This is a genomic window from Nocardia sp. NPDC059228 (assembly GCF_042754245.1).
In the GTDB taxonomy this organism is placed as follows: domain Bacteria; phylum Actinomycetota; class Actinomycetes; order Mycobacteriales; family Mycobacteriaceae; genus Nocardia.
Genome location: NZ_JBHZAL010000022.1, coordinates 50336 through 76650, shown reverse-complemented (window position 1 = coordinate 76650; position 26315 = coordinate 50336). Strand labels below are relative to the sequence as shown.

At 67.7% G+C, this 26315-nt stretch carries 27 protein-coding genes; 11 read left to right on the top strand and 16 right to left on the bottom strand.

Features of this window, described 5'->3' with window-relative positions; all coding sequences use genetic code 11:
• Nucleotides 1–41: 41 nt before the first annotated feature.
• The 3 genes from ACFXKA_RS28540 to ACFXKA_RS28530 all read right to left on the bottom strand — a co-directional run bounded on the left by ACFXKA_RS28540 (nt 42) and on the right by ACFXKA_RS28530 (nt 2773).
• Nucleotides 42–560: an LGFP repeat-containing protein gene (locus tag ACFXKA_RS28540; RefSeq protein WP_379429631.1), complete on the bottom strand. Its 519-nt coding sequence runs from the start codon at nt 558–560 to the stop codon at nt 42–44.
• 194 nt (nt 561–754) lie between these two features.
• Complete coding sequence (locus tag ACFXKA_RS28535) at nt 755–2098, bottom strand: PhoH family protein (RefSeq protein WP_354834070.1); 1344 nt, start codon at nt 2096–2098, stop codon at nt 755–757.
• A gap of 288 nt (nt 2099–2386) precedes the next feature.
• On the bottom strand, nt 2387–2773 hold the full coding sequence (locus ACFXKA_RS28530) for a DUF488 family protein (protein ID WP_354833440.1): 387 nt from the start codon (nt 2771–2773) through the stop codon (nt 2387–2389).
• A 22-nt stretch (nt 2774–2795) separates the two neighbouring features.
• On the opposite strand from ACFXKA_RS28530, the gene ACFXKA_RS28525 reads away from it, so the two are divergent.
• A complete protein-coding gene (locus ACFXKA_RS28525) occupies nt 2796–3068 on the top strand; it encodes a hypothetical protein (RefSeq protein WP_354833438.1) in 273 nt (90 codons plus the stop codon).
• A 179-nt stretch (nt 3069–3247) separates the two neighbouring features.
• Nucleotides 3248–3556: a glutaredoxin domain-containing protein gene (locus tag ACFXKA_RS28520; protein ID WP_354833436.1), complete on the top strand. Its 309-nt coding sequence runs from the start codon at nt 3248–3250 to the stop codon at nt 3554–3556.
• A 112-nt stretch (nt 3557–3668) separates the two neighbouring features.
• Here the strand turns inward: ACFXKA_RS28520 and glyA are convergent, their stop codons facing one another.
• Together glyA and ACFXKA_RS28510 are read right to left on the bottom strand one after the other, a co-directional pair.
• Entirely contained in the window at nt 3669–4964 is a 1296-nt protein-coding gene (gene glyA, locus ACFXKA_RS28515; RefSeq protein ID WP_354833434.1) for a serine hydroxymethyltransferase, read from the bottom strand.
• A 562-nt stretch (nt 4965–5526) separates the two neighbouring features.
• Nucleotides 5527–6723, bottom strand: a complete 1197-nt coding sequence (locus ACFXKA_RS28510; RefSeq protein ID WP_354833432.1) for a DUF885 domain-containing protein — start codon at nt 6721–6723, stop codon at nt 5527–5529.
• A 303-nt stretch (nt 6724–7026) separates the two neighbouring features.
• On the opposite strand from ACFXKA_RS28510, the gene coaA reads away from it, so the two are divergent.
• Nucleotides 7027–7959: a type I pantothenate kinase gene (gene coaA / locus ACFXKA_RS28505; RefSeq protein ID WP_354833430.1), complete on the top strand. Its 933-nt coding sequence runs from the start codon at nt 7027–7029 to the stop codon at nt 7957–7959.
• A 141-nt stretch (nt 7960–8100) separates the two neighbouring features.
• Here coaA and ACFXKA_RS28500 read toward each other — a convergent pair whose 3' ends face one another.
• Both ACFXKA_RS28500 and ACFXKA_RS28495 read right to left on the bottom strand, forming a co-directional pair.
• Nucleotides 8101–8706, bottom strand: coding sequence for a hypothetical protein (locus ACFXKA_RS28500; protein WP_354833428.1), 606 nt, complete (start codon nt 8704–8706; stop codon nt 8101–8103).
• An 80-nt stretch (nt 8707–8786) separates the two neighbouring features.
• Nucleotides 8787–9566, bottom strand: a complete 780-nt coding sequence (locus tag ACFXKA_RS28495) for an isoprenyl transferase (protein ID WP_354833426.1) — start codon at nt 9564–9566, stop codon at nt 8787–8789.
• 144 nt (nt 9567–9710) lie between these two features.
• Here ACFXKA_RS28495 and ACFXKA_RS28490 point away from each other — a divergent pair, with 144 nt between their 5' ends.
• From ACFXKA_RS28490 to ACFXKA_RS28480, 3 genes are all read left to right on the top strand, one after another.
• Nucleotides 9711–10418, top strand: coding sequence for a hemolysin III family protein (locus ACFXKA_RS28490; RefSeq protein WP_379429630.1), 708 nt, complete (start codon nt 9711–9713; stop codon nt 10416–10418).
• 58 nt (nt 10419–10476) lie between these two features.
• Nucleotides 10477–12051, top strand: coding sequence for an adenylate/guanylate cyclase domain-containing protein (locus ACFXKA_RS28485; protein ID WP_379429629.1), 1575 nt, complete (start codon nt 10477–10479; stop codon nt 12049–12051).
• 244 nt (nt 12052–12295) lie between these two features.
• Nucleotides 12296–12772 carry a hypothetical protein gene (locus ACFXKA_RS28480; protein ID WP_379429628.1) on the top strand — a complete coding sequence of 159 codons (477 nt, stop codon included), beginning with the start codon at nt 12296–12298 and terminating at the stop codon, nt 12770–12772.
• 25 nt (nt 12773–12797) lie between these two features.
• Here ACFXKA_RS28480 and ACFXKA_RS28475 read toward each other — a convergent pair whose 3' ends face one another.
• The 3 genes from ACFXKA_RS28475 to ACFXKA_RS28465 form a co-directional block, all read right to left on the bottom strand.
• On the bottom strand, nt 12798–14885 hold the full coding sequence (locus tag ACFXKA_RS28475) for a thioredoxin domain-containing protein (protein WP_379429627.1): 2088 nt from the start codon (nt 14883–14885) through the stop codon (nt 12798–12800).
• A gap of 66 nt (nt 14886–14951) precedes the next feature.
• Complete coding sequence (locus ACFXKA_RS28470; protein WP_379429626.1) at nt 14952–15164, bottom strand: hypothetical protein; 213 nt, start codon at nt 15162–15164, stop codon at nt 14952–14954.
• Nucleotides 15161–15730 carry an RBBP9/YdeN family alpha/beta hydrolase gene (locus ACFXKA_RS28465; protein ID WP_379429692.1) on the bottom strand — a complete coding sequence of 190 codons (570 nt, stop codon included), beginning with the start codon at nt 15728–15730 and terminating at the stop codon, nt 15161–15163. The genes ACFXKA_RS28470 and ACFXKA_RS28465 overlap by 4 nt, the downstream gene beginning before the upstream one ends.
• 1 nt (nt 15731) lies before the next feature.
• On the opposite strand from ACFXKA_RS28465, the gene ACFXKA_RS28460 reads away from it, so the two are divergent.
• Nucleotides 15732–16403 (top strand): LysR substrate-binding domain-containing protein, encoded by a 672-nt coding sequence (locus ACFXKA_RS28460; RefSeq protein WP_379429625.1) that lies wholly within the window; start codon nt 15732–15734, stop codon nt 16401–16403.
• A gap of 68 nt (nt 16404–16471) precedes the next feature.
• On the opposite strand, the gene ACFXKA_RS28455 is transcribed toward ACFXKA_RS28460, so the two are convergent.
• The 6 genes from ACFXKA_RS28455 to ACFXKA_RS28430 all read right to left on the bottom strand — a co-directional run bounded on the left by ACFXKA_RS28455 (nt 16472) and on the right by ACFXKA_RS28430 (nt 22256).
• Nucleotides 16472–16639: an SDR family oxidoreductase gene (locus ACFXKA_RS28455; RefSeq protein ID WP_379429624.1), complete on the bottom strand. Its 168-nt coding sequence runs from the start codon at nt 16637–16639 to the stop codon at nt 16472–16474.
• A gap of 75 nt (nt 16640–16714) precedes the next feature.
• Entirely contained in the window at nt 16715–17203 is a 489-nt protein-coding gene (locus tag ACFXKA_RS28450; RefSeq protein ID WP_379429623.1) for a DoxX family protein, read from the bottom strand.
• 420 nt (nt 17204–17623) lie between these two features.
• Nucleotides 17624–18844, bottom strand: a complete 1221-nt coding sequence (locus ACFXKA_RS28445) for an acyl-CoA dehydrogenase family protein (protein ID WP_379429622.1) — start codon at nt 18842–18844, stop codon at nt 17624–17626.
• Nucleotides 18844–19896 carry a phosphotransferase family protein gene (locus ACFXKA_RS28440; protein WP_379429621.1) on the bottom strand — a complete coding sequence of 351 codons (1053 nt, stop codon included), beginning with the start codon at nt 19894–19896 and terminating at the stop codon, nt 18844–18846. Before ACFXKA_RS28440 ends, ACFXKA_RS28445 begins: the two co-directional genes overlap by 1 nt.
• A complete protein-coding gene (locus ACFXKA_RS28435; protein ID WP_379429620.1) occupies nt 19889–20701 on the bottom strand; it encodes an SDR family oxidoreductase in 813 nt (270 codons plus the stop codon). Before ACFXKA_RS28435 ends, ACFXKA_RS28440 begins: the two co-directional genes overlap by 8 nt.
• 91 nt (nt 20702–20792) lie before the next feature.
• The gene (locus ACFXKA_RS28430; RefSeq protein WP_379429619.1) at nt 20793–22256 is read right to left on the bottom strand and encodes an MFS transporter; all 1464 of its coding nucleotides are present in this window, start codon (nt 22254–22256) and stop codon (nt 20793–20795) included.
• A gap of 229 nt (nt 22257–22485) precedes the next feature.
• Between ACFXKA_RS28430 and ACFXKA_RS28425 the strand changes: the two genes are divergently transcribed.
• The 4 genes from ACFXKA_RS28425 to ACFXKA_RS28410 all read left to right on the top strand — a co-directional run bounded on the left by ACFXKA_RS28425 (nt 22486) and on the right by ACFXKA_RS28410 (nt 26229).
• A complete protein-coding gene (locus ACFXKA_RS28425; protein WP_379429618.1) occupies nt 22486–24009 on the top strand; it encodes a flavin-containing monooxygenase in 1524 nt (507 codons plus the stop codon).
• A 19-nt stretch (nt 24010–24028) separates the two neighbouring features.
• Nucleotides 24029–24934, top strand: a complete 906-nt coding sequence (locus ACFXKA_RS28420) for an alpha/beta hydrolase (protein WP_379429617.1) — start codon at nt 24029–24031, stop codon at nt 24932–24934.
• A 45-nt stretch (nt 24935–24979) separates the two neighbouring features.
• Nucleotides 24980–25696 carry a TetR/AcrR family transcriptional regulator gene (locus ACFXKA_RS28415; protein ID WP_379429616.1) on the top strand — a complete coding sequence of 239 codons (717 nt, stop codon included), beginning with the start codon at nt 24980–24982 and terminating at the stop codon, nt 25694–25696.
• A 275-nt stretch (nt 25697–25971) separates the two neighbouring features.
• Complete coding sequence (locus tag ACFXKA_RS28410; RefSeq protein WP_379429615.1) at nt 25972–26229, top strand: FAD-dependent oxidoreductase; 258 nt, start codon at nt 25972–25974, stop codon at nt 26227–26229.
• Nucleotides 26230–26315 lie beyond the last annotated feature (86 nt).

Below are 26315 nucleotides of genomic sequence, written 5' to 3'. Positions count from 1 at the left end.
AGGTCCGGGATGCCGTCACCGGGCGGCCCGGACCGGCCGGGCTACTTCTCGGTGACCGTGGTCTCGTTGTCCACCCAGGTGATGGAGCCGCCGCTGAAATCGCTCTGCTTGCCGCCGGTGATGTCGTATTCGTCGCTGGTCGGGTAGCCGAGCGTGCCGCCGGCGCCGCCCTGGTCGTCCCAGGCCTTGCGGATCTCGCCCCACACCACGTGGGTGCCGTGGGCCGAGCTGAAGTAGATTCCACCGCCGTCGAATTCCTGCACCATGCCGCCGTCGGGCCCGTCCATGGCGGGGCCGGTCGGCATGCCGAGAGCACCGGCGGCGCCGCCCATCTGGTTGTACTTGTCGAGAATGCCGCCGGCGACGGCGATCTCGGCGCCGTCGCGGGTGGCCATCTTGGTTTCGGCGGCGTGGGTGTCGTCGCCGGCCGGCGCGGCGGCGGTGGTGGTCGAGGTCGACGCGGAGTTCTTGTCGTCGTCCTTGCTGCAGCCCGCGCCGAGCGCGGTGACGACCGCAAGCACCGCGATGGCGCCAGCCGTACGTCGTGCGAAGTGGTGCATTTTCCATCCTCCCGCGAATCCTGGCCGACAACTCGGTTACGATCCGGCGAATCGGACAGCATTCACCGAAGGAGTATCCGAGCTGGAATTACAGCGAAAGGTACCTCACCACATGTGAGTTCAACCACTTGCCAAAAAATTGCCCGGCCGGGGGCGCGTCGCTCCCCGACCGGGCAGGTCCTAACTACCGGGCGTCAGGAATTGGGCCCGAACTCCTCCAGCATCTCGGTGACCAGCGCCGCGATCGGCGACCGCTCACTACGGGTCAGGGTGACGTGCGCGAACAACGGGTGCCCCTTGAGCTTTTCGATCACGGCGGCCACGCCGTCGTGCCGGCCCACGCGCAGGTTGTCGCGCTGTGCGACGTCGTGGGTGAGCACCACCCGCGACCCGCTGCCCAACCGGCTCAGCACCGTGAGCAGCACATTGCGTTCCAGCGACTGCGCCTCGTCCACGATCACGAAGGAGTCGTGCAGCGAGCGCCCGCGAATGTGGGTGAGCGGCAGCACCTCCAGCATGCCGCGCGCCTGCACCTCCTCCATCACCTCCGGGCTGGCCAGCCCGTCGAGGGTGTCGAAGACGGCCTGCGCCCACGGCCCCATCTTCTCGCTCTCGGAGCCCGGCAGATAGCCGAGCTCCTGTCCACCCACCGCGTAGAGCGGCCGGAACACCACCACCTTCCGATGCGAGCGGCGCTCCAGCACCGCTTCGAGCCCAGCGGTCAGCGCCAGCGCGGATTTGCCGGTGCCGGCCCGGCCGCCGAGCGAGACGATGCCGACGCTCTCGTCGAGCAGCAGATCCAGCGCGATGCGCTGTTCGGCCGAGCGCCCGTGCAGCCCGAAGGCCTCCCGATCACCCCGCACCAGCTGCACCCGCTTGTCCGGCGTCACCCGCGCCAGCGCGCTGCCGCGCGGGCTGAGCATCCGAATTCCGGTGTGGCAGGGCATGTCCCGAGCCTCGTCGAGGTCGATGACGCTGTCGGAGTAGAGCTTGTCGACGGTGCCGGTGGCGACCTCCAGTTCCACCATGCCGGTCCAGCCGGAGGTGACGACGTCCTGCGCGTGGTACTCGTCGGCCCGCAGGCCGACCGCGCCGGCCTTGACGCGCAGCGGAATGTCCTTGGACACCAGCACGACTCGCTGTCCCTCGGCGGCCAGGTTGAGCGCGCAGGCCAGGATGCGGGAATCGTTGGTGTCCGTGCGGAATCCGACGGGCAATACGGTTGGGTCGGTGTGGTTCAACTCCACCTGGAGTGTCCCGCCCTGGGTGCCGACCGACACCCGCTGATCGAGCCGACCGTGTGCCAGACGCATGTCGTCCAGCATGCGCAGTGCCTCGCGAGCGAACCAGCCGAGTTCGTGGTGATGGCGTTTGGCCTCGAGCTCACTGATCACCACCAGCGGCAGCACCACATGGTGCTCGCCGAAGCGGGTCAGTGCCCAGGGGTCGGACAGCAACACCGACGTGTCGACTACGAAAGTTTTCGCCGGTCCGGAATCGGCCGACTGCGAGGCGCGAACTCCCCGTGTCGTGGTCAGCCGGCTCTGGTCGGAGCCGGCGTCCCTGCTGGGAGCGTTGACGGAGCGTGCATCAGTCACGGTGGGCTCCTTTGCCACTCGCGCGACACCGCGCGAGCGTTCTCGCTGGGCCGGTCAGCCTTGGGGTCGTACGACCCGAGGGCCGGGTGCCGGCCCCCTCGCACTGAGTTGCTCAGTCACGATCAGGACCTCCCGTACGAGCCACACCTACGCGGCTCGCACTCCCGACGCTACCGCCGAAATCGCGATCCGGCTTCCGGACTGCGGGGCGCATTGGTGAAGATCGCGTTAACGCGAGTCCGCTCTGTGTGTTTCGCCCAATTCACTCAGCAGCACGGGAACATGGCTGTGCTCCGGCTCTTTGGTGGCCGTGACCAGCGTCAACGGGGCGGTTGCGGCCTCCGACCGCAGGCGCGCCAGCCCCTCCTGCGCCGCGTCCGCGGTGAGCTCGATTCGATACCTGCGCTCGAACTCGGCACGGCGTGTCTCCGGCGCGGCGTGATACCACCTCCGCAGCTCGTTCGACGGCGTCACGTCCTTGGCCCATTCGTCTATGGCCGCTTGCTGTTTGCTGATGCCGCGCGGCCAGAGCCGGTCCACCAGTACCCGGCGGCCGTCGGCCGCATCGGGATCGTCGTAGACGCGCTTGACCCGGTACCTGGGTTGCTGTGTCATGTCCTCCATTACAGTCGAGGTCATGGCCGAAACTGCGGATCTGGCAACGCTGCCCACCAAGGAATTGCACGACCGTGCCGTGAAGCTGGCAGCCCGGCGCGGCGACATCAAGTTCCTGTGGCAACTGCTCAAGGCGATTCCCGGCGCCGAGGTCGCGGCCGGCAATCAGGGCGAGGGCGAGGTCGACATCTGGAACACCGTCGCCCTGCTCGACGACTACTTCCATGCCGGCGAGGGCAGGGTGGGCGAGGCGCTGCGCCCGATGTACCTGGACTACCTGAGCAAGCACGCCTGAATCAGGAGCCGTCGTGCGTGCCGTGCCATCCCGTCGGCACGGCACGCAACGACGGGCTACAAGCCGAATCACCTGCGCTGCTTGGCAATCCCCGATACCGCGGCACCGACTCCCGGCCCCGGCGTCGCCCTCGCCCCGCCGGCATGGTGGCGGCGGCCGCGCGGACCTAGACTCCGATCATGACCACCGACGCCACCCCGGAACTGGTCGTCTACCGCCGCCCGGGCTGCCCCTACTGCTCCCGCATGCGCCGAGTGCTCAATCGCCACGGCATCGTCCACCGCGAGGTCGACATCTGGCAGGACCCGGAGGCGGCCGCCTTCGTCCGCTCGGTGGCCGACGGCAACGAGACCGTCCCCACGGTCGTCCTGCGCGACGGCGACTCCGAACGGAACTGGGTGAACCCGCATCCCAAGCAGCTGATCGCCACCGTGACCGCGGACGCACCGAGCCTCACGGGCGGGCCGCGCAAGTTCTGGTCGTTCTAGCCGGGAATCCTTGGCAGGCAATGAATCTCATCGCGGCATGGAGTCGCACCGCGACGCGGAGAGCCCGCCGCGATCAGGGAATCGCGGCGGGCTCTCGGTTGTCCGGCGGGCGTCAGCCCAGCAGGCGCCAGTCCTCCAGGCCGTCGTACAGCGGGAAGTCCTGCGCCAGCGTGGAAACGCGCTGACGCAGCGAGTCCAGGTCGGCGGAGCCGGTGAGGGCGGCGGCGATGATGTCGGCGACCTCGGTGAACTGCTCGTCGCCGAAGCCGCGGGTGGCCAGCGCCGGGGTGCCGATGCGCAGGCCGGAGGTGACCATCGGCGGGCGCGGGTCGAACGGAACGGCGTTGCGGTTCACGGTGATTCCGATTTCGTGCAGCAGATCCTCGCCCTGCTGGCCGTCCAGCTGCGAGTTGCGCAGGTCCACCAGCACCAGGTGCACGTCGGTGCCGCCGGTGAGCACGGTGATGCCCTTGGCCTTGGCGTCGGGCGCGGTCAGGCGCTCGGCGAGGATCTTGGCGCCGGAGATGGTGCGCTCCTGGCGCTCCTTGAACTCCGCGCTGCCGGCGATCTTGAAGGCCACGGCCTTGGCGGCGATGGCGTGCATGAGCGGGCCGCCCTGCTGACCCGGGAAGACCGCGGAGTTCAGCTTCTTGGCGAATTCCTGCTTGGCCAGGATCAGGCCGGAGCGGGGGCCGCCCAGGGTCTTGTGCACGGTCGAGGACACCACGTCCGCGTGCGGCACCGGCGACGGATGCAGCCCGGCCGCGACCAGACCGGCGAAGTGCGCCATGTCGACCCAGAGGTAGGCGCCGACCTCGTCCGCGATCTCGCGGAAGGCGGCAAAGTCCAGGTGCCGGGGGTACGCCGACCAGCCGGCCACGATCACCTTCGGGCGGGTGTCGCGGGCGATCTTGCGCACCTCGTCCATGTCGACGCGGTGGTCTTCCTTGGCGACGCCGTAGGCGTGCACCTCGTACAGCTTGCCGGAGAAGTTCAGGCGCATGCCGTGGGTGAGGTGACCGCCGTGCGCCAGATCCAGGCCCAGCAGCTTCTCGCCCGGGTTCATCAGCGCCATCAGCACCGCGGCATTGGCCTGCGCGCCCGAATGCGGCTGGACATTGGCGAATTCCGCGCCGAACAGCTCCTTGACGCGGGCGCGGGCCAGATCCTCGACGATGTCGACGTTCTCGCAGCCGCCGTAGTAGCGGCGACCCGGGTAGCCCTCGGCGTACTTGTTGGTGAGCACGCTGCCCTGCGCCTGCAGCACCGCGCGCGGCACGAAGTTCTCCGAGGCGATCATCTCGAGGGTGTCGCGCTGGCGAGCGAGTTCGCCGCCCATCGCGGACGCGACCTCGGGATCGAGTTCGGCGAGGGACTGGCTGTTGACAGAGGCGCTCGTCTGGGTCACGCTGCCGAGTCTATTGGCCGCTGCCGCGGAGCCGATCCGGGGGTTCTCTGTCTCGTTCATCGCGCACCTCCGTTGTCCGGGTACCCCGAATACGGTTCGGGGGTCGCCAGGCACCCAGGCGCGCGGTGCCGGACTTCGGTGCTTCCCGGTGGTTGCTTCCACCTCGAGTGCGCCAGTCGCGGTCCGGTCATCCTATCCCGCGACCGGCAGCGACCATCCGGCGGTCGCCACGCGCGGACGAATCGTGCCCCGGTAATTGGGGGCAGAGGAATCGTCGGCGCAGGGGAGACGACCGAATCCGCCCCGGAGCGGTGGACATCACTCCGAAATCAGGCTATGGCGGGGCAACAAATCTCGGTAATGTATCGCCGCGCTGGCACAAGTTACGCCAGTGACATTGGCCCATCCGAACTTTCGAGGAATCTTTCATGAGCGCTGACGCCACCACCATCCAGACTCTGATCTTCACCCTGCTCCGGACCATGTGCACCATGTCCAGCGGCGGCGCGTCCTGTACCAGCTGGGGCGCGTAAGCACCAATCAGGACGTCGGGGAGTACCCCTCACAGCCGGCGGATCGCGCCGGGTGTGAGGGGTTCGTCCAAGAGACGGCGAAAACGCTCGGACCGGTCTTCCGGATCGGCTGCCCGGTCCAGCCACCCTCCCAGCAATCGATATCCCTCCACATATGTGGAGATATAGGCCCGCCACAGCGGCGATGACAGGAATCGCAGCGATTGCGCGGCCCGCTCCGGGGTGACCAGACTCCAGCGCTGCAGAAATTCCGACACCTCGCCGGCATCCCGCCGGCGATCGTGCAGCAGCAGCGCGGCATCCTGGCGCACACTCAGCAGATTCGCGGACGCGTTCGAAATCCTTTCGGCGCGTTCGCCATCGAAGCGCAGCCCCAGGTCCGCGTAGATCTCCTGCGCCCAGCGGCCCCAGCCCGGGCCGACGATCGACTTCAGGGCCAGATCGGCCAGCCCCTCCGCCATCAGGCACTGCGGGGTGTTCACCAGGAACAGCGTCTGCTCGGCCTGCCCCGCGCCCACCAGCCCGGCCTCTTTCCGGCAGTGCTCGGTGTGATGACCCGGGTAGGCCTCGTGCGCGATCAGCTGCGGCAGCTGTGACATGTGCTGCTTGAGATCGGAATTGATGGCCACCCGGGATTGGTAGTTGCCCAGGTAATAGTTGAAGCCCGACCACGGCTTGTCGCCCACCACTTCGTATTCCACGTGCTCGTTGTCCGGCAGCGGATAGCGGTCGCGCACGAGTTCCCGCAGCGCGCCGGAGAACGCGGCCACACATTCCTTCAGGCGTTCGGGCGGAATCTCGTCCTGGCGGCGATGCACGGTAATGCGGTCGAGCAGCTCGCCGTCACCGGGCAGCACCTCGTCCAGCTGCCGGTGCGCCTCGCGGTAGTTCTCGGTATCGCCGGGGGTGATGTCCACGTCGAAGTAGGCGCGGACCTCGTCGATGAAGTTGATGTCCTCGCCGGCGAATTTGCGGCCCGAGCATTCCATCGCCCGCAGGTGCGCATCCAGGAATTCGACGCGCTCCGCGGGCAGGCCCGCCTCGGGCAGTTCCTTGCGCAGTGCGGCTGCCCCGTGGGCGATATCACGCGGCTCCGGCGCGGGCGCGTTCTCCACCTCGCGGCGCAGGCCGGGATCGCCGGTATAGGCGTCCACGAAACCCTCTTCGAGCCGGTCGAATGCCAGACCCAGCCGCAGATATTCAGTGACCAGTGGATGCGCTGCCATAGTCCGACCCTATGCGATCCGATCGCTGCGGGCGGGGCGGATCAGGCTGTCGCACAACCTCACCGGACATGCCCGGCCACTGAGATGTAGTCCATCTCACTCTGGTTACCCGCCAGTAGCAACACCTGGTGTTCACCCGAATGTTGGAGCCGAGCACAATTCGGCTATGCGTGGAGTGTTGGCCGGATCGCCGGGCACGGCGACGATGCGGCTTCCCGAGAGCTGTTGTTGTCGGCCGGCCCGAATGCGGGGACACGAGTCCCGAGTGCGGGGGCGCGGGTCTCGACTGCGGGGACACGAATAATGGCGCGGATGAGCGAGCCCAGCCCCTACGTGGAATTCGACCGTAAGCAGTGGCGCACCCTGCGCAAGTCGACTCCCCTGGTCCTCACCGAGGAAGAACTGATCGGCCTGCGCGGCCTGGGTGAGCAGATCGACCTCGAGGAGGTGGCCGAGGTCTACCTCCCCCTGGCCCGTCTCATCCACCTCCAGGTCGCGGCCCGGCAGCGCCTGTTCGCCGCCACCGCCACCTTCCTCGGCGAGACCCACCCGGACCGCCAGGTGCCGTTCGTCATCGGCGTGGCGGGCTCGGTGGCCGTCGGCAAGTCCACCACCGCGCGTGTGCTGCAGGCGCTGCTGGCGCGCTGGGACCACCATCCGCGGGTGGATCTGGTCACCACCGACGGATTCCTGTACCCGACAGCCGAACTCACCCGGCGCGGCATCATGCACCGCAAGGGCTTCCCGGAGTCCTACGACCGGCGCAAGCTGCTGCGCTTCGTCACCGAGGTGAAATCCGGTGCGCACGAAGTGTGCGCGCCCGTCTACTCCCACATCGCCTACGACATCGTGCCCGGCGAATACCACTGCGTGCGCCAGCCCGACATTCTCATCGTCGAGGGGCTGAACGTGCTGCAGACCGGGCCGCGGCTGATGGTGTCGGACCTGTTCGACTTCTCGGTCTATGTCGACGCCCGCATCGAGGACATCGAGAACTGGTACGTGCAGCGCTTCCTGTCGCTGCGCAAGACCGCCTTCCAGGATCCGAATTCGCACTTCCACCACTACGCGAACTTCAACGACCAGGAAGCCACCAACCAGGCCAAGGAAATCTGGCACAACACCAACCGCCCGAATCTGGTGGAGAACATCCTGCCGACGCGCCCGCGCGCGACGCTGGTGCTGCGCAAGGACTCCGACCACTCCATCAACCGGCTGCGACTCCGGAAACTCTGAGCGCTCCCGCCTCCCCGAGACTTCAGCGGACGGCTGAGTGCCGTCGGCAGTTGCGTATCCGTGCCTGCGTTGGGAGCCGAACCTATTTTGGACGTACCCGGCGAGTTACCCTCGCCTCACGAAATCAGTCGTCGCGTTGGTTCATAGCTTCCAGGCGGCATCCAGTCGCGCGCCGACGTCGATATTTGTGGCCGCCTGGATGTGTGGTTTGCGGATCTCTGTGGCGATATAGCGCGCGACGAAGCGGCGGATCTCGTGGTCGACGCTGGCGAGAATGCGTAGCAATTCGCCGCGGCGGGTCGCGCTGGCGACATTGATGCGGACATTGCTGGGCTGCGGCTCGTCGATTTCGATGAGCACCCGCAGCGGCTCCGCGGTGCGGACGGTCAGGTGCAGGTGAATGGTGCCGTCCACCCGGAACGGATACCGGTCCACCGCCAGGTCGATGAGCAGGTCGACCTTGAGCGGGATCACCAGGTCGAACGAAATCAGGTCGTCCACTTCGCGATTCAGCCGTGGCCGCCCGAGCCGCACGGCGGCCGAGAGTTTCGCGAGCTTGCCGGGGCCCGCCCCGATCGGCCCGAATTCGAACGCCTCCCCCGTGAGCTTCTCGAACGCCCCGGCTATCCGCTCGGTGGAGGCGGCGTATTCCAGGAATCGGCGGCCGAAGTCCTCGTAGCTGATGTACGGCACCGCCACGACCTGGCTCTCGGCCGGGCCACTCAGCCCTTCACGCAGCTCGCTCATACTCCCCGACGGTACGGCAGCGACCGTCCCGCGAACACGGAAGCCATTGCACTGCAATGGAACCGTTGATTCGCCGTGTTCTAGACCCCGAAGCGGCGGTGCCGCGCCGCGTAATCGCGCAGGGCGCGCAGGAAATCCACGCGCCGGAATTCCGGCCAGTACGCCTCGGTGAACCAGATCTCCGAATACGCGCTCTGCCACAACAGGAATCCCGACAGCCGCTGCTCACCGGAGGTGCGGATGACGAGATCGGGGTCGGGCTGGCCCGAGGTGTAGAGATGCTGGCCGATGGCGTCGACGGTGATGGACTGGACCAGATCCTCGCCGGTCTCGCCCGCGTCCATCTCCTGGCGGACCAGCGAGCGCACCGCGTCGGCGATCTCCTGACGGCCGCCGTAACCGATGGCGACATTGACGTGCACGCCGGTGCGGCCCTCGGTGCTCTTGGCCGCCTCGCTCAGGCGCCGGGCGAACTCGGCGGGCAGCTGATCGAGGGCGCCCACGATGCGGACGCTCCAATTCTGTTCCGGCGCAGAGAGTTCGTCGACGACGTCGGTGATGACCTCGAAGAGGGTCTCGAGCTCGTCGGAGTCGCGGCGCAGATTCTCGGTGGAGAGCAGGTAGAGGGTCACCATCTCGATGCCCGCCTCGCCACACCAGCCCACGAGTTCGGCGATCTTCAGCGCACCGACTCGATGGCCATGGCTGATATCGCTGAACCCGTTCTCCCGCGCCCACCGCCGGTTGCCATCGCACATCACGGCGACGTGCCGGGGATGTTGTTTGCCAGCCAGCTGCCTGGACAGCCGTGACTCGTATATGCGATATGGGAGTCCACGCACCTGACTCGCAATCTTCACGGCCGCAACCCTACGCCCCCGGAACGAATGGCGGAGCGACCGGGACAGACCAGCGAAACACCCGGGGCCCGTCGTGACGACAGCCACTATGAGAGGTGGCCCACCGCCAACCTACGCTACCGTAGGTTACCGAGGAGGAAACTGATGACCGAGGCAGTACAGCCGGTCGATCCGGCGGTGGGGATCATCGAAACCGTCCGCGAGGAGCTGGAACTCATCAAGCCCCGCATGCGCGGATGGATTCACGCCTGGGCCGTGGGCGTCGCCGCCATCGCGGTGATCGTGCTGGTGTCGGTGGCGACCACCGTGTCGGCGCAGGCCGCCTGGTCGACGCTGGTCTACGGGATCACGGTGTGCGGGGTTTTCGGGATCAGCGCGACCTATCACCGGGTGAACTGGAAGACCGCGCGGGCCCGCATGTGGATGAAGCGGGCGGACCATTCCATGATCTTCCTGTTCATCGCGGGCAGTTACACGCCGTTCGCCCTGCTCGGGGTGCGGGGCAGCGCCGGGACCATCCTGCTGGCCATCGTCTGGGCGGGGGCGCTGGCGGGGGTAGCGCTGAAGATGCTGTGGCCCACCGCCCCTCGCTGGGTAGGGGTGCCGCTGTACCTGCTGCTGGGGTGGGCCATCGTGCCGGTGGCCGGGACGCTCATCGCGCATGTCGGCTGGACGCCGGTGATCTTGCTGCTCGCGGGCGGTATCGCCTACAGCGTGGGCGGGATCCTGTACGCGTCGCGCTGGCCGGACCCGTGGCCGGAGGTCTTCGGGCATCACGAGTTCTTCCACGCGGCAACGGTGGTCGCGTGGCTGTGCCACTACGTTGCCATCTGGTTCGTACTGTTGCGCTGATCCGAGCAATTACTCACAAACGTGCAATCCGAGGCGAACGTTCTCTAAAGTCTGCGACGTGACCAGCAGACTCATCCTGTGGGCGCTGCGGGCGCCGGGGGGTCTGTCTGCTGTCGTCATGGCGTGCAATCTCGGTGGCCTCGCGGTGATCACCACCGAACTCTTCCTGAGTGGCTTCCTGAGCCGGCTCGGACCGGACTGGATGGCCACCTTCATTCAGGTATCGATCTATCCGGCCATCGGCGCGCTGGTCGGCATCATGCTCGCGGTGCGGGATCGGCACCACTATTTCAGCTGGCTGGACCAGCACCGGCCACCGACCGAGGTCGAGGCGAAACGGCTGCTGCGGCTGCCGGTCGCGATCACCGGACGGGCCCTGGCCATCTGGCTGCCGGGTGTGTTCGTGGCCGCGTTCGTCTTCGCGCACGCCACCGAGGACCGCAGCTTCCCGGTGGTGCTGTCGATGTTCACCCTGGGCGGGCTGGAGTCGGCGGCGCTCACCTTCCTGATCGTGGACCGGCTGACCCGGCCGACCATTCCCGTGGTGGCCGAGGTGCTGGACGAGACCGCGCACTGGAGCAATACCGTGCTGGCCCGGGTGCTGGTCACCTTCGCGGTAGCGGGCGCGGTGCCGCTGTTCATGCTGATCACCGTGCTGGCCGACCCGTCCACCGATGCCCAGGACCGCATCCGGACCGGGATCTACATGGCCATCGTCGGCCTGTCCGCGGGCGCGGTGGCGACGGCGGCGCTGGCCCGGGCGGTGGCCACGCCCATGCACACGCTGCGCGACGCGCTGGACCGGATCGCCCGCGGCGATCTCGACGCCCGGGTGACGATCAACAGCACCAGCGAGATAGGGCGGCTCGAGCATTCGGTGAACGAGCTGGCCGCCAATCTCAGTGAGCGCGAGCGCATGCGGACCGTCTTCGGCCGGCACGTGGGCACCGAGGTGGCCGAGCGGGCGCTGTCGGGCAGCCCCAGCCTGACCGGCGACATGCGGGTGGCGACCGCGCTGTTCGTGGACGTGACCGGGTCGGTGGCCATGGCCACCGAGCTCGCCCCGCATGATTTCGTGGCCAAGCTGAATCGGCTGCTGTCCATCGTGGTGGCGGCCACCGAGGACAACCAGGGCCTGGTCAACAAGTTCGAAGGCGATGCGGCGCTGTGCATTTTCGGCGCGCCCATCGCGCTCGACGACAATGCCACCCCGGCGCTGCGGGCCGCCCGCCGCATACGCGACGAGGTGGCCGCGCTGGGCGAGCTCGATGTGGGCATCGGCATCGCGCGCGGGCTGGTGTTCGCCGGCGATGTCGGCACCGACACCCGGCTGGAGTTCACCGTCATCGGCGACGCCGTCAACGAGGCGGCCCGCCTCACCACCGAGGCCAAACTGGTGCCGCGCCGCATTCTGGCCAGCCAGGCGGTCATAGACGCCGCCTGCGACGCCGAGCGCACGCAGTGGATCCTGCACGACACTCTCCACCTCCGCGGCCGCAAGGAACCCACTCCGGGCTGGACCGACGTGGTGTCCCCCGCAGCGCCCCACCGCAACGGCAGCGCCCCGCAGGCCGGCCCTCGACCGGCCGCACCCCCGTCTTCGGAGTCCGCCGGCCGGGCCGTGGATCGCTAATCATCAACCCGCGCAAGGGTCGGCATTGCACCTGGCGGGACCTGGCAATTCTCCGGTGAGAAACATGAACCGAACACCTCCGGGACTGTATGACCGCCCGCTCCGGGCGGCAACGGATTAAGCACTAAGCACCGGCGGCACGGCCGGGCTCGGCCCATCGAATCGCGGTGTCGTACCTGAGGACTGGGCGCTTGTCGTACTCGCGGGGGATTCGGTGCGAACCGGGACGCCGGACAGTAGCGCTATGAATGAAATCGGCGCGTTCGAGCGGACTTCGGCGGCGGTGTGGGCGCGGCCGCAGCGGGCGGTACTGGCTTATCGAGCGATCGTGGTCGCGCTGATCGCGGGCGTGGGCGAGACGTTGGGACGCGTCGCGCTCGCCCTCGATGAGCCCCGGGCCCACCTGCCCGGCCTCGCACTCGGGCTGCTGATCCGGGCGGCGATCTATCTGACGGTCTTCGCGCTGGCGGCCCGCATGCTGGCCGGAAACCTGTGGGCGCGAGGGATTCTCGTGGTGGGGTTGGGCACGCTCGGCCTGGCCTCGTTGGCGGTCGAGCCGCTGCGGGCAGCGCTGACGGCCGAGCACCTCGGCGACCTCTTCACGCACTGGACCCCGAATGCGGTGATACTCGGGCTGTTTCGCGCCGCCCACATCATCGCGGTGCTGGTCGCGGTGCCCGCCGCGGTCATGGCCGGGCACCGCGTCGACAGCGCGACCTGAACGCCGGCCGTGCCGGCAGCGGCGATCAGGCGGTGGGCGGGGGCAGCAGGCCGGCGCGCACATCCTCGACCGTGGTGACCGGGAGGTCGCAGACCGAACCGCGGCAGATGTAGGCGGCGGAGGTGTCGCGCACCGGCGGCCGGTCGGCCAGCAGCGGCTGGGAGCCGACGGGGCCGGACACGATCACCGATCCGCCCGGTGCGGCGGCGCGGGCGGCCGCCACCAGCGTTGCGGCCCAGCCGGATTCGCCGTCCGGGCCGTCCGCCACGGCCACCTGGATCGGGCCGCGCAGGGCAGCCTCGGCGACGGCGAGCCAGTGGCCGGCCGAGCGGGGCGCGCGAGCCAGCAGCACCGCACCCCGGGTCAAGGTGTGATCGGCCAGCTGCCGGTAGCGGTCGGCCCGCTGCGGATCGGTGAGGGCGGCCGCGGTGAGCAGCGCCTCCGCGAGAACCGCGGTGCCGGACGGGGTCGCGCCGTCCAGCGGGTCACGCGGCCGGGTCAGCAGGGTCTCGGCGTCGTCGGCGGTGTCGAACCAGCTGCCGGAGGTTTCCGGATCGGCGAAGTGGGCGATGGCGGCGTCCAGCAGATCCTGCGCCGCGTCCAGCCAGTCGCCCTCGGCGGTCTGATGCAGCGCGAGCAACCCCAGCGCCAGCCACGCGTAATCCTCCAGCACGCCCGGAGCCGCGCCGGGCACACCGCCCAGCGAGGCGCGGCAGACGCGGCCGCCGCTCATATGGGTGTCGAGCAGGAAGCGGGCGCACCGGACGGCGGCCGCGATCCACTCCGGATGTCCGTGTGCCGCACCGGCTTCCGCGAGCGCGACAATGGCCATGCCGTTCCAGGCGGTGACCACCTTGTCGTCCCGATCCGGCTGCGGGCGGCGCGCACGGGCGGCGGACAGCTTCGCCCGGATCGCCTCGAACCGCTCGTAATCGGCCGGTTTCGGATCGGTGTACCGGGTCAGCACCGAGGTGCCGTGCTCGAAGGTGCCCGCCGTGGTGACATTGAAAACCTCTGCCGCCCAGGCACCGTCGAGCGCGCCGAGCACGCCGTTGAGCTCGGCGGGCGTCCACACGTAGGTGGCTCCCTCAACCCCGGGCCCGCCCGGTTCCAGGTGGGTGTCCGCGTCCAGCGCCGAGGCGAAGGCCCCCTGCTCGGTACCGAGGTCCGTCAGCAGGAATTGCACGGTCTCACGAGTCACCCGCAGCGCCAGCGGTTCCCAGGCATCGGTCGCACGCTCATCGGCCGACTCGTCATACCCCCGCCGGGCCAGATGCGCGTACACGCGCAGCAGCTGCGCATTGTCGTAGAGCATCTTCTCGAAGTGCGGCACCACCCACGCCGCATCCACCGAGTACCGTGCGAACCCGCCCCGCAGCTGGTCGTAGATGCCGCCGCGCGCCATCGACTCGCAGGTGAACGAAACAGTCTGCAACACGGTCGGATTGCCGGTCAGCTCGTAATGCCGGAGCAGTCCTTCCAGCAGGGCCGACGGCGGGAACTTGGGCGCGCCCCCGAACCCGCCGTGCTGCCCGTCCACATCCTTCGACACCGCGCCGACCGCATGCTCGAGCAACTCCGGCCCGACCGCGATCTCCGCATCCGGCAACCCCGCGGTCTGTTGCCGCAGCGCGTCGGCCACCTGCGCCGCCGCCGTGTTCACCTCGTCGCGCCGGTTCCGCCACGTCTCGCTCACCGCCGTCAGCACCTGGGTGAACGACGGCATCCCGTGCCGCGGCGTCTTCGGGTAATACGTCCCGCAATAGAACGGCTCCCCCTCCGGCGTCAGGAAGCAGGTCATCGGCCACCCACCCTGCCCGGTCATGGCCACGGTGGCATTCATGTACACCGCGTCCAGATCAGGCCGCTCCTCCCGATCCACCTTGATACACACGAAGTTCTCGTTCATGACCGCCGCGGTGGCCTCGTCCTCGAACGACTCGTGCGCCATCACATGACACCAGTGGCACGACGCGTACCCGATCGACAGCAGAATCGGCACATCCCGCTCGGCCGCCTCGGCCAGCGCCTCCGCATCCCACTCCCGCCAGTGCACCGGATTCCCAGCATGCTGACGCAAGTAAGGCGATGTCGCGCTGCCCAATCGGTTCATATCCCCACCCTTCCACACCCGGCGCGCACGCAACACGACCCGGACGCAACCTCGCGCGGGTCGGGATCAGTGGGCGAGCCAGCCGCCGAAGCGGCGGGTGAGGAACGGCATGACGATCCACACCATGGCCGCGACGCTGATCGGGATGAGCAGGGCGAGCCTCAGCGGCGTCGGCCAGGATGCGAGCACCGGGCCCAGAATCGTTGCCAGAACGGTGATTACCGGATAGATGCCGCACACGGTGAGCAGCCACAGCTTCCAGCGGGCGGGCTGGTTCATCGACCGGCGTCCAGGCAGTCGACGACCAGCCGGACGGCTTCGGGGAGCTGGATGTGGTCATCGGGGGCGGCGCCCAGGTGGCCGCCGGTCGGCAGGATCAGGGCGGTGGCGCCGAGTTCGCGGACCAGGACATTGACGTGCTCGAGCGGGTCCGGGGCATTGACGGGGTCGTCGATCGCTTGCAGAACGCGGAACTGCCCGGCCGTCCGGCGGATGTGCGACCAGTCGAAATCGTCCTTGAAGAATTCCGCGAGCAGGTCGTAGCCGACCTCGTGCACCGAGGCCGAGACCAGGACCACGCCGGCGAAAACCCCGGTGCCCGGGTCGTGTGCTTCGAGCATGCGCAGGACATTGACCGCGCCGATGCTGTGACCGACGAGCACGATGTCCCGGGCCGGGCCGGCCGCCGCCGCGGTGAGTGTCTCGCGCCAGGGATCGAGCCGCGGCGCGTCGGTGCCGGGCAGGTTGGGGATCACGACGCGGTGCCCCCTGCCTTCGAGCTCGGCCTCGAAGGCAGGGAACCACACGCTGTCGTCACGCGCCCCCAAGCCGTGCGAAACAACGATCGTGGCACTGCGTGTCCAGACCGTGGCCCGGCGTCAGGAAGGCCGGCTGCGCGTGGCCTGCTGCCCCTACGCGGCAACGGACTTCGCCACGAATATCGCCGATGCCCTCGAAATCGCGGTCCCGGGCCTGCGTGTCGACCTACTGACCATTCCGGCCACGCAGAACGGCTGGCAATTGCTGTTGTCGGAAGCGGCCGACGTCGCATTCATGTGGCCACCAGCCGACCATGATCAATTGGAACGCGCGAATGTCCGCGCCGATACCCGCATGGTCGCGCTACCCGGCAAGCACCGCCTCGCCCATCGCGAGGCGGTGACACTGGCCGACCTCGCCGACGACCCGGTCGTGATGCCCGAACTCTTCCTCCCCGAGGACGCCCGCGGCCGCCGAACGGCCGCCCCGGACACCGCGGCCGCCGCTCGGGTACCCATGCTCAACGATCTGCACGATGCGATCCTCTTGGTAGCTCGTGGTCGCGGCATAGTCCTGGCCCCCGAACCGTTCGGCCGCGCGGCCGCTGTCCCCGGAGTGCGCTGGCTGCCGGTGACCGACGCCGAACCCGCCTACATGGCCGCCCTGTGGCTGCCCCGGGGCCCGGTCGGCCTGATCTCCCGACTGGTCGCCGAGGTGCGCACCGCAACCGGCTGGGCCGACGAGCCCGCCGCTTCCTGAATACCGCTCTGCTACAACGCGATTCTCGTTCATCATTGTCGTGCTGGTCATCTATCGATCGACGGTCGCTACTGTGCGCCGATGGCCGGGCTGACGGCGGTGCCGCCGCTCACATCGACCACATCGGCGGTGATCCAGCGAGCGTCCTCGGAGGCGAGAAAGGCCACCACATCGGCGATATCGGCAGGCTGCCCCACCCGGCCCAGCGCGGTCATGACACTGATACCGGCCCGCACCCGGACGCACCGCTGGCCGAGGACCGGCGCATCTTGCGCGGGCTCGCCCGCGAAGTCCTCGGCGAGGATTGAACTTCAGTGTGACGCAGCCGATCTCGCGGTAGCCGTCAGGCGCGCGTCCACCGACCAGGACCCGGCACCGACGAGCAGCAGGAATACGCTGCCGCACAGTTGCGCGAAATCCAGGCGGGCTTCGTGCAGAAAATCACCGAACCCGGATTCGCGGGCGAACAGCGGCGCGTCGCCCCACACGATAGGAAGTTTCGTGATCAGCAGCGCGCCAACCATGTCCACGATCATCGGCACAACCGCGAGACGGGTGACCAATCCGGCCAGAATCAGTGCACCGCACACGATTTCGAACACCCCATCGACAGGCGCGAAGAACCCCGGAGCCGGGATGCCGGCCTTGTCGAACCGGCCGGCGCCCAGAGCGTCGGGGCGGGTGAACTTCAGGATGCCCTCCGTGAGGAACACTACGCCCACGTAGACGCGGATCCAGATCGCCGCCGCCGGTGCCGACGTCGCGATCAGCCGGGCTTGCCAAGTGCGGTTGTCGGACACGTCGAAACCCCTCTCCTGTCAGCCGAATCCTTCTGCGACCGCAGCCCGACCAGTACCGACGGCCCCGGCAGGGTGAATGCCAGCATTCCATCTCCCATCCGCTCGATATCGGTACCGGCACCGGGCCGAAAGAGTTGACCACCCGCGAACGCGAAGCCGTGACCCTCGTCGCCCAGGGTTTGTCCAACGACGAGATCGCGGGCCGCATGGCATCAGCCCACTCACCTCGAAAACCCACGTCAACCGAGCCATGACCAAGCTCCGCGCCCGCGATCGCGCCCATTCGTGGTCCTCGCATACGAATCAGGCCTGGTTGTCCCGCGTAAATCCTGACATCGCGCAGCGCAGACCACCGACTCTACGCACCGGCGGTGTGCGACACCTCGGCGATGTTCCGCGCCGCCACCCGATGGCCGGCGGTCATCGTGCCGCCCTCTGGTTGCGCAGCTCGGTGCGTGCGAGCGTGCTCTTGTGCACCTCGTCCGGTCCGTCGGCGAACCGCAGGGAGCGGATGCTCGCGTAGGCGGCGGCCAGCGGGAAGTCCTGGGACAGGCCGCCGGCGCCGAATACCTGGATGGCCTTGTCCAGGATCCACTGCACCGTGGCCGGCGTGGCGATCTTGATCGCTTGGATCTCGGTGTGCGCGCCCTTGTTTCCGACCGTGTCCATCAGCCACGCGGTCTTCAGCACCAAGAGCCGGAGTTGCTCGATACGGACCCTGGACTCGGCGATCCAATCCCGCACCACGCCTTGCTCGGACAGCGGTTTTCCGAATGCGACCCGTTCGTCCGCCCGCGCGCACAGCAACGCGAGCGCACGTTCGGCGACGCCGATGGACCGCATGCAGTGGTGGATCCGGCCGGGTCCGAGCCGGGCCTGCGCGATGGCGAACCCGTCGCCCTCGTCAGCGATGAGGTTCTCGACCGGGACCCGCACATCGGTGAACGAGAGTTCCGCGTGGCCACCGTGGTCATGGTCGTCGTAACCCAGGACATGCATGGCCCGATGGATCTCGAATCCCGGGGTATCCCGCTCGACCAGGATCATCGACTGCTGACGGTGCCGCTGGGCGGAGGGGTCGGTCTTGCCCATCACGACGAAGATTTTGGCGTTCGGGTTCATCGCGCCGGTGATCCACCACTTGCGGCCATTGATGACATACTCATCGCCGTCCCGTTCGATCCGGGTCCCGATATTGGTGGCATCGGAGGAGGCCACATCCGGCTCGGTCATCGCGAAGGCGGAACGGATCTCGCCCTCGAGCAGCGGTTCGAGCCACTTCTCGCGCTGCTGTCCGCTGCCGAAGAGCGAGAGCACCTCCATGTTCCCGGTATCGGGGGCGGCGCAGTTCATCGCCGCCGGGGCCAAGTGACTGCGGCCGGAGATCTCCGCGACGGCGGCGTACTGCAGATTGGTGAGTCCCGCGCCCTCTTCGCCGGGCAGGAAGAGGTTCCACAGCCCGCGCCAGCGGGCCTCGGCCCGCAGCTCCCCGATGATCGGCACGGAGTCCCAGGCCCACTTGTCGTCGAGCTGGGCCAGTTGTTCCGCGAAGACCTTCTCCGCCGGGTAGACGTGGTCGTTCATGAACTCGAGCATCGTCTCCCGCAGCTCCGCGGTGAGGGGGTCATAGTCGAAGTGCATCAGCGGACCTCGTGCAACGCGTCGAGACCGGCGTCGAGCAACGGGTGGATCGCCGCCCCCAGTTTGTCGAACCCCGCCCCGACCGTCTGGCCGTTGAGATACCGGAAATGAATGCCCTCGAGGATCGCGGCCAGCTTGAACGAAGCCAGACCGAGATAGAAACCGAACCGCGACAGGTCACGGCTACTGGCCCGGGCGTAGCGCTCGATGATCTCCTTCTCATCGAGGAAGCCCGGTGCCGAAGCCGCATCGGCGACCACCTCACCACCGAGCAATTCACCGAGCCGGTGATAGGTGAGCATCAGCGCCAGGTCGGTCAGCGGGTCGCCGAGCGTCGCCATCTCCCAGTCGAGCACCGCGGTGACCTGATCGCCGGAGTCGACGAGCAGGTTGTCGAGCCGGTAGTCACCGTGCACGATGCCGGTGGCCGACTCCTGCGGCACGTCGGCGGCCAGGCGCTCGTAGAGCGCGTCGGCCGCGGGAAGATCCCGGCTGTACGAGGCGTCGAGCTGTTTCTTCCAGAGATGCACCTGGCGTGCGAGATAGCCCTCCGGCTTGCCGAATTCGGCGAGGCCCACCTCCGACGGGTCCACGCGGTGAAGTGCGGCCAGTGTGTCCACCAGCTGCGTCGAGATCAGGCGAGTGCGTTCGACGCCGAGCGATTCCAGCTCCGCGGCCCGGCGGTAGGGCACACCGGCGCAGCGCTCCATCACATAGAAGGGCGCACCGATCACGGCGTCGTCCTGGCACAGCGCGTACACCATCGGCACCGGCACCGCGGTCTGCTGCAGCGCCCACATCACGCGGTACTCGCGGGCCATATCGTGCGCGGTGGCCAGCACGTGGCCGAGCGGTGGCCGGCGAACGATCCAGCTCGACGCGCCGTCGGTCACCTCGTAGGTCAGATTGGACTTGCCCCCGGCGATCAGGGACGCTCGCAATCGGCTTCCCGCACAGGGGATCTGGGCGGAGAACCAGGTACCGAGTCGCTCGAGGTCGAGGCCCGGGGGCGCCTGGACGTCCAGGTCGGAAGGCTGCCGGTTGTCAGACATTGATCGCACCCGCCGTCCGGAAGAGCCCGGCGTCACCCAACCGCTGCCCGCCATCGATGACGAAGGTCTCCCCGGTCACCCAGCTCGCCGCGTCCGAAACCAGGAACGCGATCGCGGAGCCGACGTCTTCGGGCTCACCGATCCGCGACAACGCGGTAGCCGAATTCAATTGGTCCTCTTGCTCTTTCCACAGCGCTTCGGCCAATTTCGTCCGCACCACGCCTGGCGCGACGGCATTCACTCGCACCTGTGGCGACAACTCGAGCGCCAATTGCTTGGTGAGATGGATCAGTGCGGCCTTGGATGCGTTGTACACACCGAGGTTCGCCTCGAAACCCATCCCGCCGATCGACGCCGTATTGACCACGACGCCCCCGTGCTCCCCCATCCACGCGCGGGTCGCCACCGAGGTCCACAGGATCGGCGCCCACAGGTTCACCTCGAAGGTTTTGGCGAATCGGGCGTAGTCCTGGTCGCAGACCGGTCCATAGGCCGGGTTCGTCGCCGCATTGTTGACCAGGATGTCGACGCTGCCGAACCGTTCCAACGCCACATCGATGCAGCACCGGGCCTCGTCCTCGTCGGCCGCGTGCGCGGCGAAACCGATTGCATTGCCGCCGATTTCGGCCGCCGCGGCATCCGCGGATTCCTGCCGGCGCGACGTCACGACCACGTTGCCGCCGGCCGCCGCAATCGCGTGCGCCGCCGCCAGACCGATGCCGCGGGAGGCGCCGGTGACGATCGCGGTCCGGCCGGTGAGATCGAATCGGCTTGTGTCATCGCCGGTTCTGCTATGAGTCTGCAAGATTATCCTCTGTGTCGAATTCGGATGGCTGTCGCCGCGGGTGCCACGCCGCACCTGTCAGCGGCAGTGATGGTGTTGAGAGCCCGGTCGCTCATGCGAGCACTCCCGACTGCCGGAGCAGGGCCTTGAACTCGCCGTGATGACGTAGTTGAGAGACGAGCGTGGCGACCAGGATGAGCAGCGCACAAGCCAGCGTGACCAGGTAGCCCACCGTGTAGAGAGATGCCGTCGGCAGGTGGGTGGCCGGGTCGGTGTCGGCGCTGAGCACGCCGGTGATCAACGCGGAGCCGAAGGCGATGCCGATCGCCATCGTGGTGCCCGCCATGCCCGCGGCCATCCCGGCCTTGCGTTCCGGCACGAGCATTTGCGGCACCGCGAAGGCGCCGCTGTATCCGGCGCGACTGCCGAGTCCGATGAGGGCGGCGCCGACGAGGTACTCCCACCACTGCCGATGGGCGACGACCAGAAAAGCGAGCCCGCAAGCGGAGATCGACGCGCCGAGGACGAGCACCTCGCCCGGACGGCCCTTGGCGACACGTTTCTCCGCGACCTTGCCGCTGATGAACATCGTCAGGGCGAAGGGAAGCATCAGCAGACCGGTGCCCAGGGCATCGATGCCGAGCCCGTAACCGGCGCCCCTCGGTGTCTGCGTGTAGTAACTGACCAGCAGGAGGAACCCGGCGTCCACGGCACCGAACAGACCCGCGGACAGCAACGCGACCCCGACGAACGGCATCGTGAGCAGCTTCAGATCGAAAACCGCTGTTGCCGAACGCCGTTGCGCGCGTATCCAAGTGATGCCGCCGACGATCCCGGCCACCAGCGGAACCAGCACGACGTCGCCCCACACCAGCCCCTGAGTGAAGGTGAGGAGCACGGCAGTGAGCCAGCCGAGCATCCAGACGGTGCCGAGAACGCCGATCTTGCCGGCCGATTCCGGCTTCGCGGACGGGACGATGACCATCAGGGCCACCGTCGTCGCCGCGGAGACCAGCACCAGGATCCAGAAGAAGCTCGCGATCGACAGGCTGCGGACCGTCAGCCCGCCGCCGATCATGCCGGCGACGACACCGGTGCCGGTCGCCATGATCAGGACGCTGACGGCGGTCGAGACCTTGCTTCCGGGAAGGTGCCGGCGCAGGAATCCGATCGGCAACAGCTGCGCCGAGCTGCCGAATCCCAGTAGGGCACAACCGAGAACGATTGTGGGGTACGAGTTTCCGATGGCCGGGATCAGCGCCCCCAGTGTCAGGACACCGCCCGACAGCAGTGCGGTGGTGCGGTCGCTGAGGACGTCGGCGAGCCGTGGAAGCAGGACGAATCCGGCACCGCCACCCAAGGTCAAGGCCGTGAAGATCCAGGTCTCATCCGACAGGCCGAGTGCGAACCTCGCCTGCATCAACGGCAGCAGCGGCGGCAGCATGAACGTGACCGCGTTGGTGACGGTCGCCAGGAGCGCCGCGACGCCGATGAGCGAGAGACGCTTCGATGCCGCGCTCGGCGGGGGTGGTGCCATCAGGCTGGCGATATCGAACGCCTGGTGATTGTGGGCCATCATTTTCTCCAAGGGACGCCAGCTGTCTCAGCAAACTCGAATATGATTCGATTTCGAAGTAAGCTAAGTCACGATCCATCGGGTGTCAATGGACTCCACGGAAGGCATTGACGGACCTGTCGGCCGACTCCATACTCAAACTCGAATTGAGTTCTACTTCAGGGTATCGAAGCTGCCGCGGCGCACCGCACGTACCCCGTGTATCCCAGCCCCAGGAGATTTGACAAGCATGATCATCAAGCGCAATGGGCGCTCCACGGAACACCGTTCGAGGCACGTCGACGTCCTGGTCATCGGCGCCGGGATCTCCGGAATCGGCATCGCCCACCATCTGAAGTGCGAACGTCCAGGGACGTCGTTCGCGATCCTGGAGGCGCGCGAGGAGATCGGCGGCACCTGGAGCCTGTTCCGCTACCCGGGAATCAGATCCGACTCGGACATGCCCACCTTCGGCTACAGCTTCAAGCCGTGGACCAGCCCCCTGTCGATCGCCGAAGGGCCGTACATCCTCGAATACCTGCGCAAGACGGCCGAAGAATGCGGGATTCGCGAGCGAATTCGCTTCGGCCACAAGGTGGTTGCCGCCGACTTCGACACCGGCTCAGGGCTGTGGACGGTAACGGTCCACCGGACCGGCAGTCGGCGTCCCGCGACCTTCACCTCGCGCTTTCTGTTCCTCAGCACCGGTTACTACGACTACGAGTCCGCCTTCGTCCCCGACTTCGAGGGCATCGGCGAGTTCAAGGGACGGGTCGTCCATCCGCAGTTCTGGCCCGACGACCTCGTCTACGCCGACAAGCGCGTAGTGGTGATCGGCAGCGGCGCCACGGCCGTCACCCTGATCCCCTCGATGACGCCACTGGCCAAGCACGTCACCATGCTCCAACGCTCGCCGAGCTACGTGCTCTCGGCCCCCGGCGTGGACGTCACCACCCACCTCCTGAACAAGGTCGTCGGACCGGAGCGGGCACACCGGATCAGCCGGCACAAGAACATCGCACTCGGCCGGGGACTCTTCAGAGCGAGCAAGCTGGCGCCGGGGCTGATGCGCAAGCTGCTCATCGCACAGGTTCGAGCTCAGCTGCCCGAGCACTTCGACGTCGACACGCATTTCACGCCGCGCTACAACCCGTGGGAACAGCGCCTGTGCATGGTGCCGAACGGCGATCTGTTCAAGGCCATCTACTCGGGGAAAGCGTCGGTGGTGACCGACCACATCGACAGGTTCACCGAGAACGGCATCCGGCTCCGGTCGGGCCAAGAGCTGGTCGCGGACGTGGTCGTCACGGCCACCGGACTCAATATGCTCCCGTTCGGCAGCATCACCCTCAGCGTCGACGGGCAGCAGGCCCATCTCCCGGACCTGGTCGCCTTCAAGGCGATGATGCTCTCGGGGATTCCCAACCTCGCCTACGCCGTCGGCTACAGCAATCTCTCCTGGACCCTCAAAGTCGAGCTGGTTGCCGAGCACTTCTGCCGATTGCTGGACCACATGAAGGCTTTCGGCTACGACACCGTCGTTCCGGTCCTGGACAATCCGGGTATGGAGCGGTTCCCGATCCTGGATCTCCAGGCGGGCTACGTCAACCGCGGAATCGGCGCATTCCCCCGGGCCGGCGACGAGGGGCCGTGGACCCTCGAACATGTCTACGAAAAGGACGTCGAGCGCCTGCGCCGTGGTCCTGTCGACGATCCTGCCCTCCATTTCACCACCGTGCGCAAGCCTGCCTCCGCCCGAGCCGGGAGCCGGTGAGAAAGCGATGACGAATTCGATGACACGCAAAGATATCTCATTCACCAGTCACGGAATCACCTGTGCCGCATGGCATATCCCCGCCACGAGCACTGCCTTCGAACGGCGTTCCGGGCGGCCGTGCGTTGTCCTGGCACACGGATTCGGCGGAACCCGGGACACCGGCCTGCTGCCCTACGCCGAGTCGTTCGCAGCAGCCGGGCTGGACGCATTCGTCTTCGACTACCGCGGCTTCGGCGATTCCGAAGGCACGCCACGCCAGCTCATTTCGTACCGCCGGCAACGACAGGACTACCACGCCGCGATCGATGCCGCGCGCCGCCTGCCTGGCGTCGACCCCGATCGAATCGCCCTGTGGGGCACCTCGTACTCGGCGGGCCATGCGATCGCGGTCGCCGCACAGTCACGTCGGATCGCGGCCGTGGTCTCGCTGACACCGGCTACCGACGGCCTGGCCGGCCTCGCCTTGATCGCGCGCAAGGACGGGGTCGGCCGCCTGGCTCGCCTCGCAGCACGGGGACTCGCCGATGCGGCGACCGTGATCACCGGCGGCCGGCCGCGCATGGTGCCCATCGTGGGACAGCCCGGCAGCACGGCGATGATCACCGTGACAGGCGCGGAGGAGGCCTATACGTCGTTCGCCGGACCCACGTGGCGCAACGAGACCGGGGCCCGCCATGCGCTGGAGGTCGCCCGCAACCGACCGACGATCTACGCCGAACAGGTGACCTGCCCGGTACTCGTCCAGATCGGCGAGGCCGACCGTGTCGTCCCGGTCGCCGCGGCCCATCGCACGGCGCGGAAACTCGGCGATCACGCTGTCGTCAAGAAGTACCCGGTCGATCACTTCGATGTCTATGACGGTGTGTGGCAACGACGTGCGCTCGCCGATCAGCTCGAGTTCTTCGGCCGGGTGCTCCGCTGATAATGTGTCGAATTGTGATCGACTTTCCGGCTGAGGGCAGTATCCATGGCTGAGACTGCCCGCTCCCCCAAGCGTTCGGCTTCGACCAGGAAGCCGAACGCGAAGGCCGCGCCGGCGGCCGATCGCATCCGCGCGAACAAGCACCAGGCACCCGCACGCCCGGACGCCGTCCTGCAGCGGCGCGGCGCCGAACGCGTCCAGGCCATCCTGGACGCGGCGGAGACTCTGCTCGCAGAAGAAGGCTACGAGGCCGCGACCCTCAAGGCCATCGGCGAGCGGGCCGGCATCCCGATCGCGTCGGTCTATCACTACTTCTCGGACCGCCACCAGGTCGACACCGAGATCATCGGTCGCCACATTGCCGAACTGGATCAGCAGCTCTCGACTTCGCTCGACGGCGATGTCCGGCTGGACTCGGTACAGGATGTCGTCGATGCGGTGATCGATCCGATGCTCACCTATTTTCGTACCCACCCGAGCTGCGTTCAGCTGTGGTTCTCCGGGCGTAGCGACGCGGTGACCGAACTCGTGCAGTCCTTCGACGAATCGACTGCCGAGCGAACGCTTCAGCTGGGCGTCCAACGCGAACTGCTCCGGCCGGACACGCCCCCGCTGGTGATTCAGCTGGCTTTCGAGGTCGGCAACCGCCTGTTCGACGTCGCATTCCGCCGGACACCGAACACCGGCGACGACGCCACCATCGCCGAGGCACGCCGCCTGCTCGGTCTCTATCTGGAGTCGTACGCCCCGAAGTCCGACTGACCTGCCGGCAAGACCCGACCACCTTTCGCACCGCGCGGCGGCCTGGAGCCAGGTAACGCCTCGCGGTCCGAAGTCGCGCCCCGATCAACCCCCGTCAGGCCACAACCTCCCGCGCTGACGATGCGCCGAACCCGGGATCCGACCGGCTGCGCACTCTTCGATCCTTCATTCAGATCCCGGCGCCTCCCCCATTGACATAGATCACACTTCTTCATAAAGTCGAATTCGAGTCGAGTTCCATTTCAACTCGATGAGCGGCCGGAACGGAGAAGGTCATGGCAGCCGATCACAGCGAGGTACGGGACATCGACGTTGTCGTCGTCGGCGCCGGACTCTCCGGCCTCACCGCCGCCCACCAGCTGGTACGGAAGGGGCGCTCGGTGGCGGCCCTCGAGGCCGGTGATCGTGTCGGCGGGCGCGCGCTCAACCTCCAGTGGGCCGGCACCGAGTCCGCACCCGAGTTCGAGGGCTACCTCGAGGGCGCCGTCCGCGCGGCCGAGCGCGCCGTGACCGAGGTCCTCACCACGCTCTGACACTTGCCGCCCCACTCGTCGGCGAGCCGCTGCCGCAGCAGCTGAAAGCCCTTCATCTGCGGGGGGCTTCAGCGGAACGGAGGTTC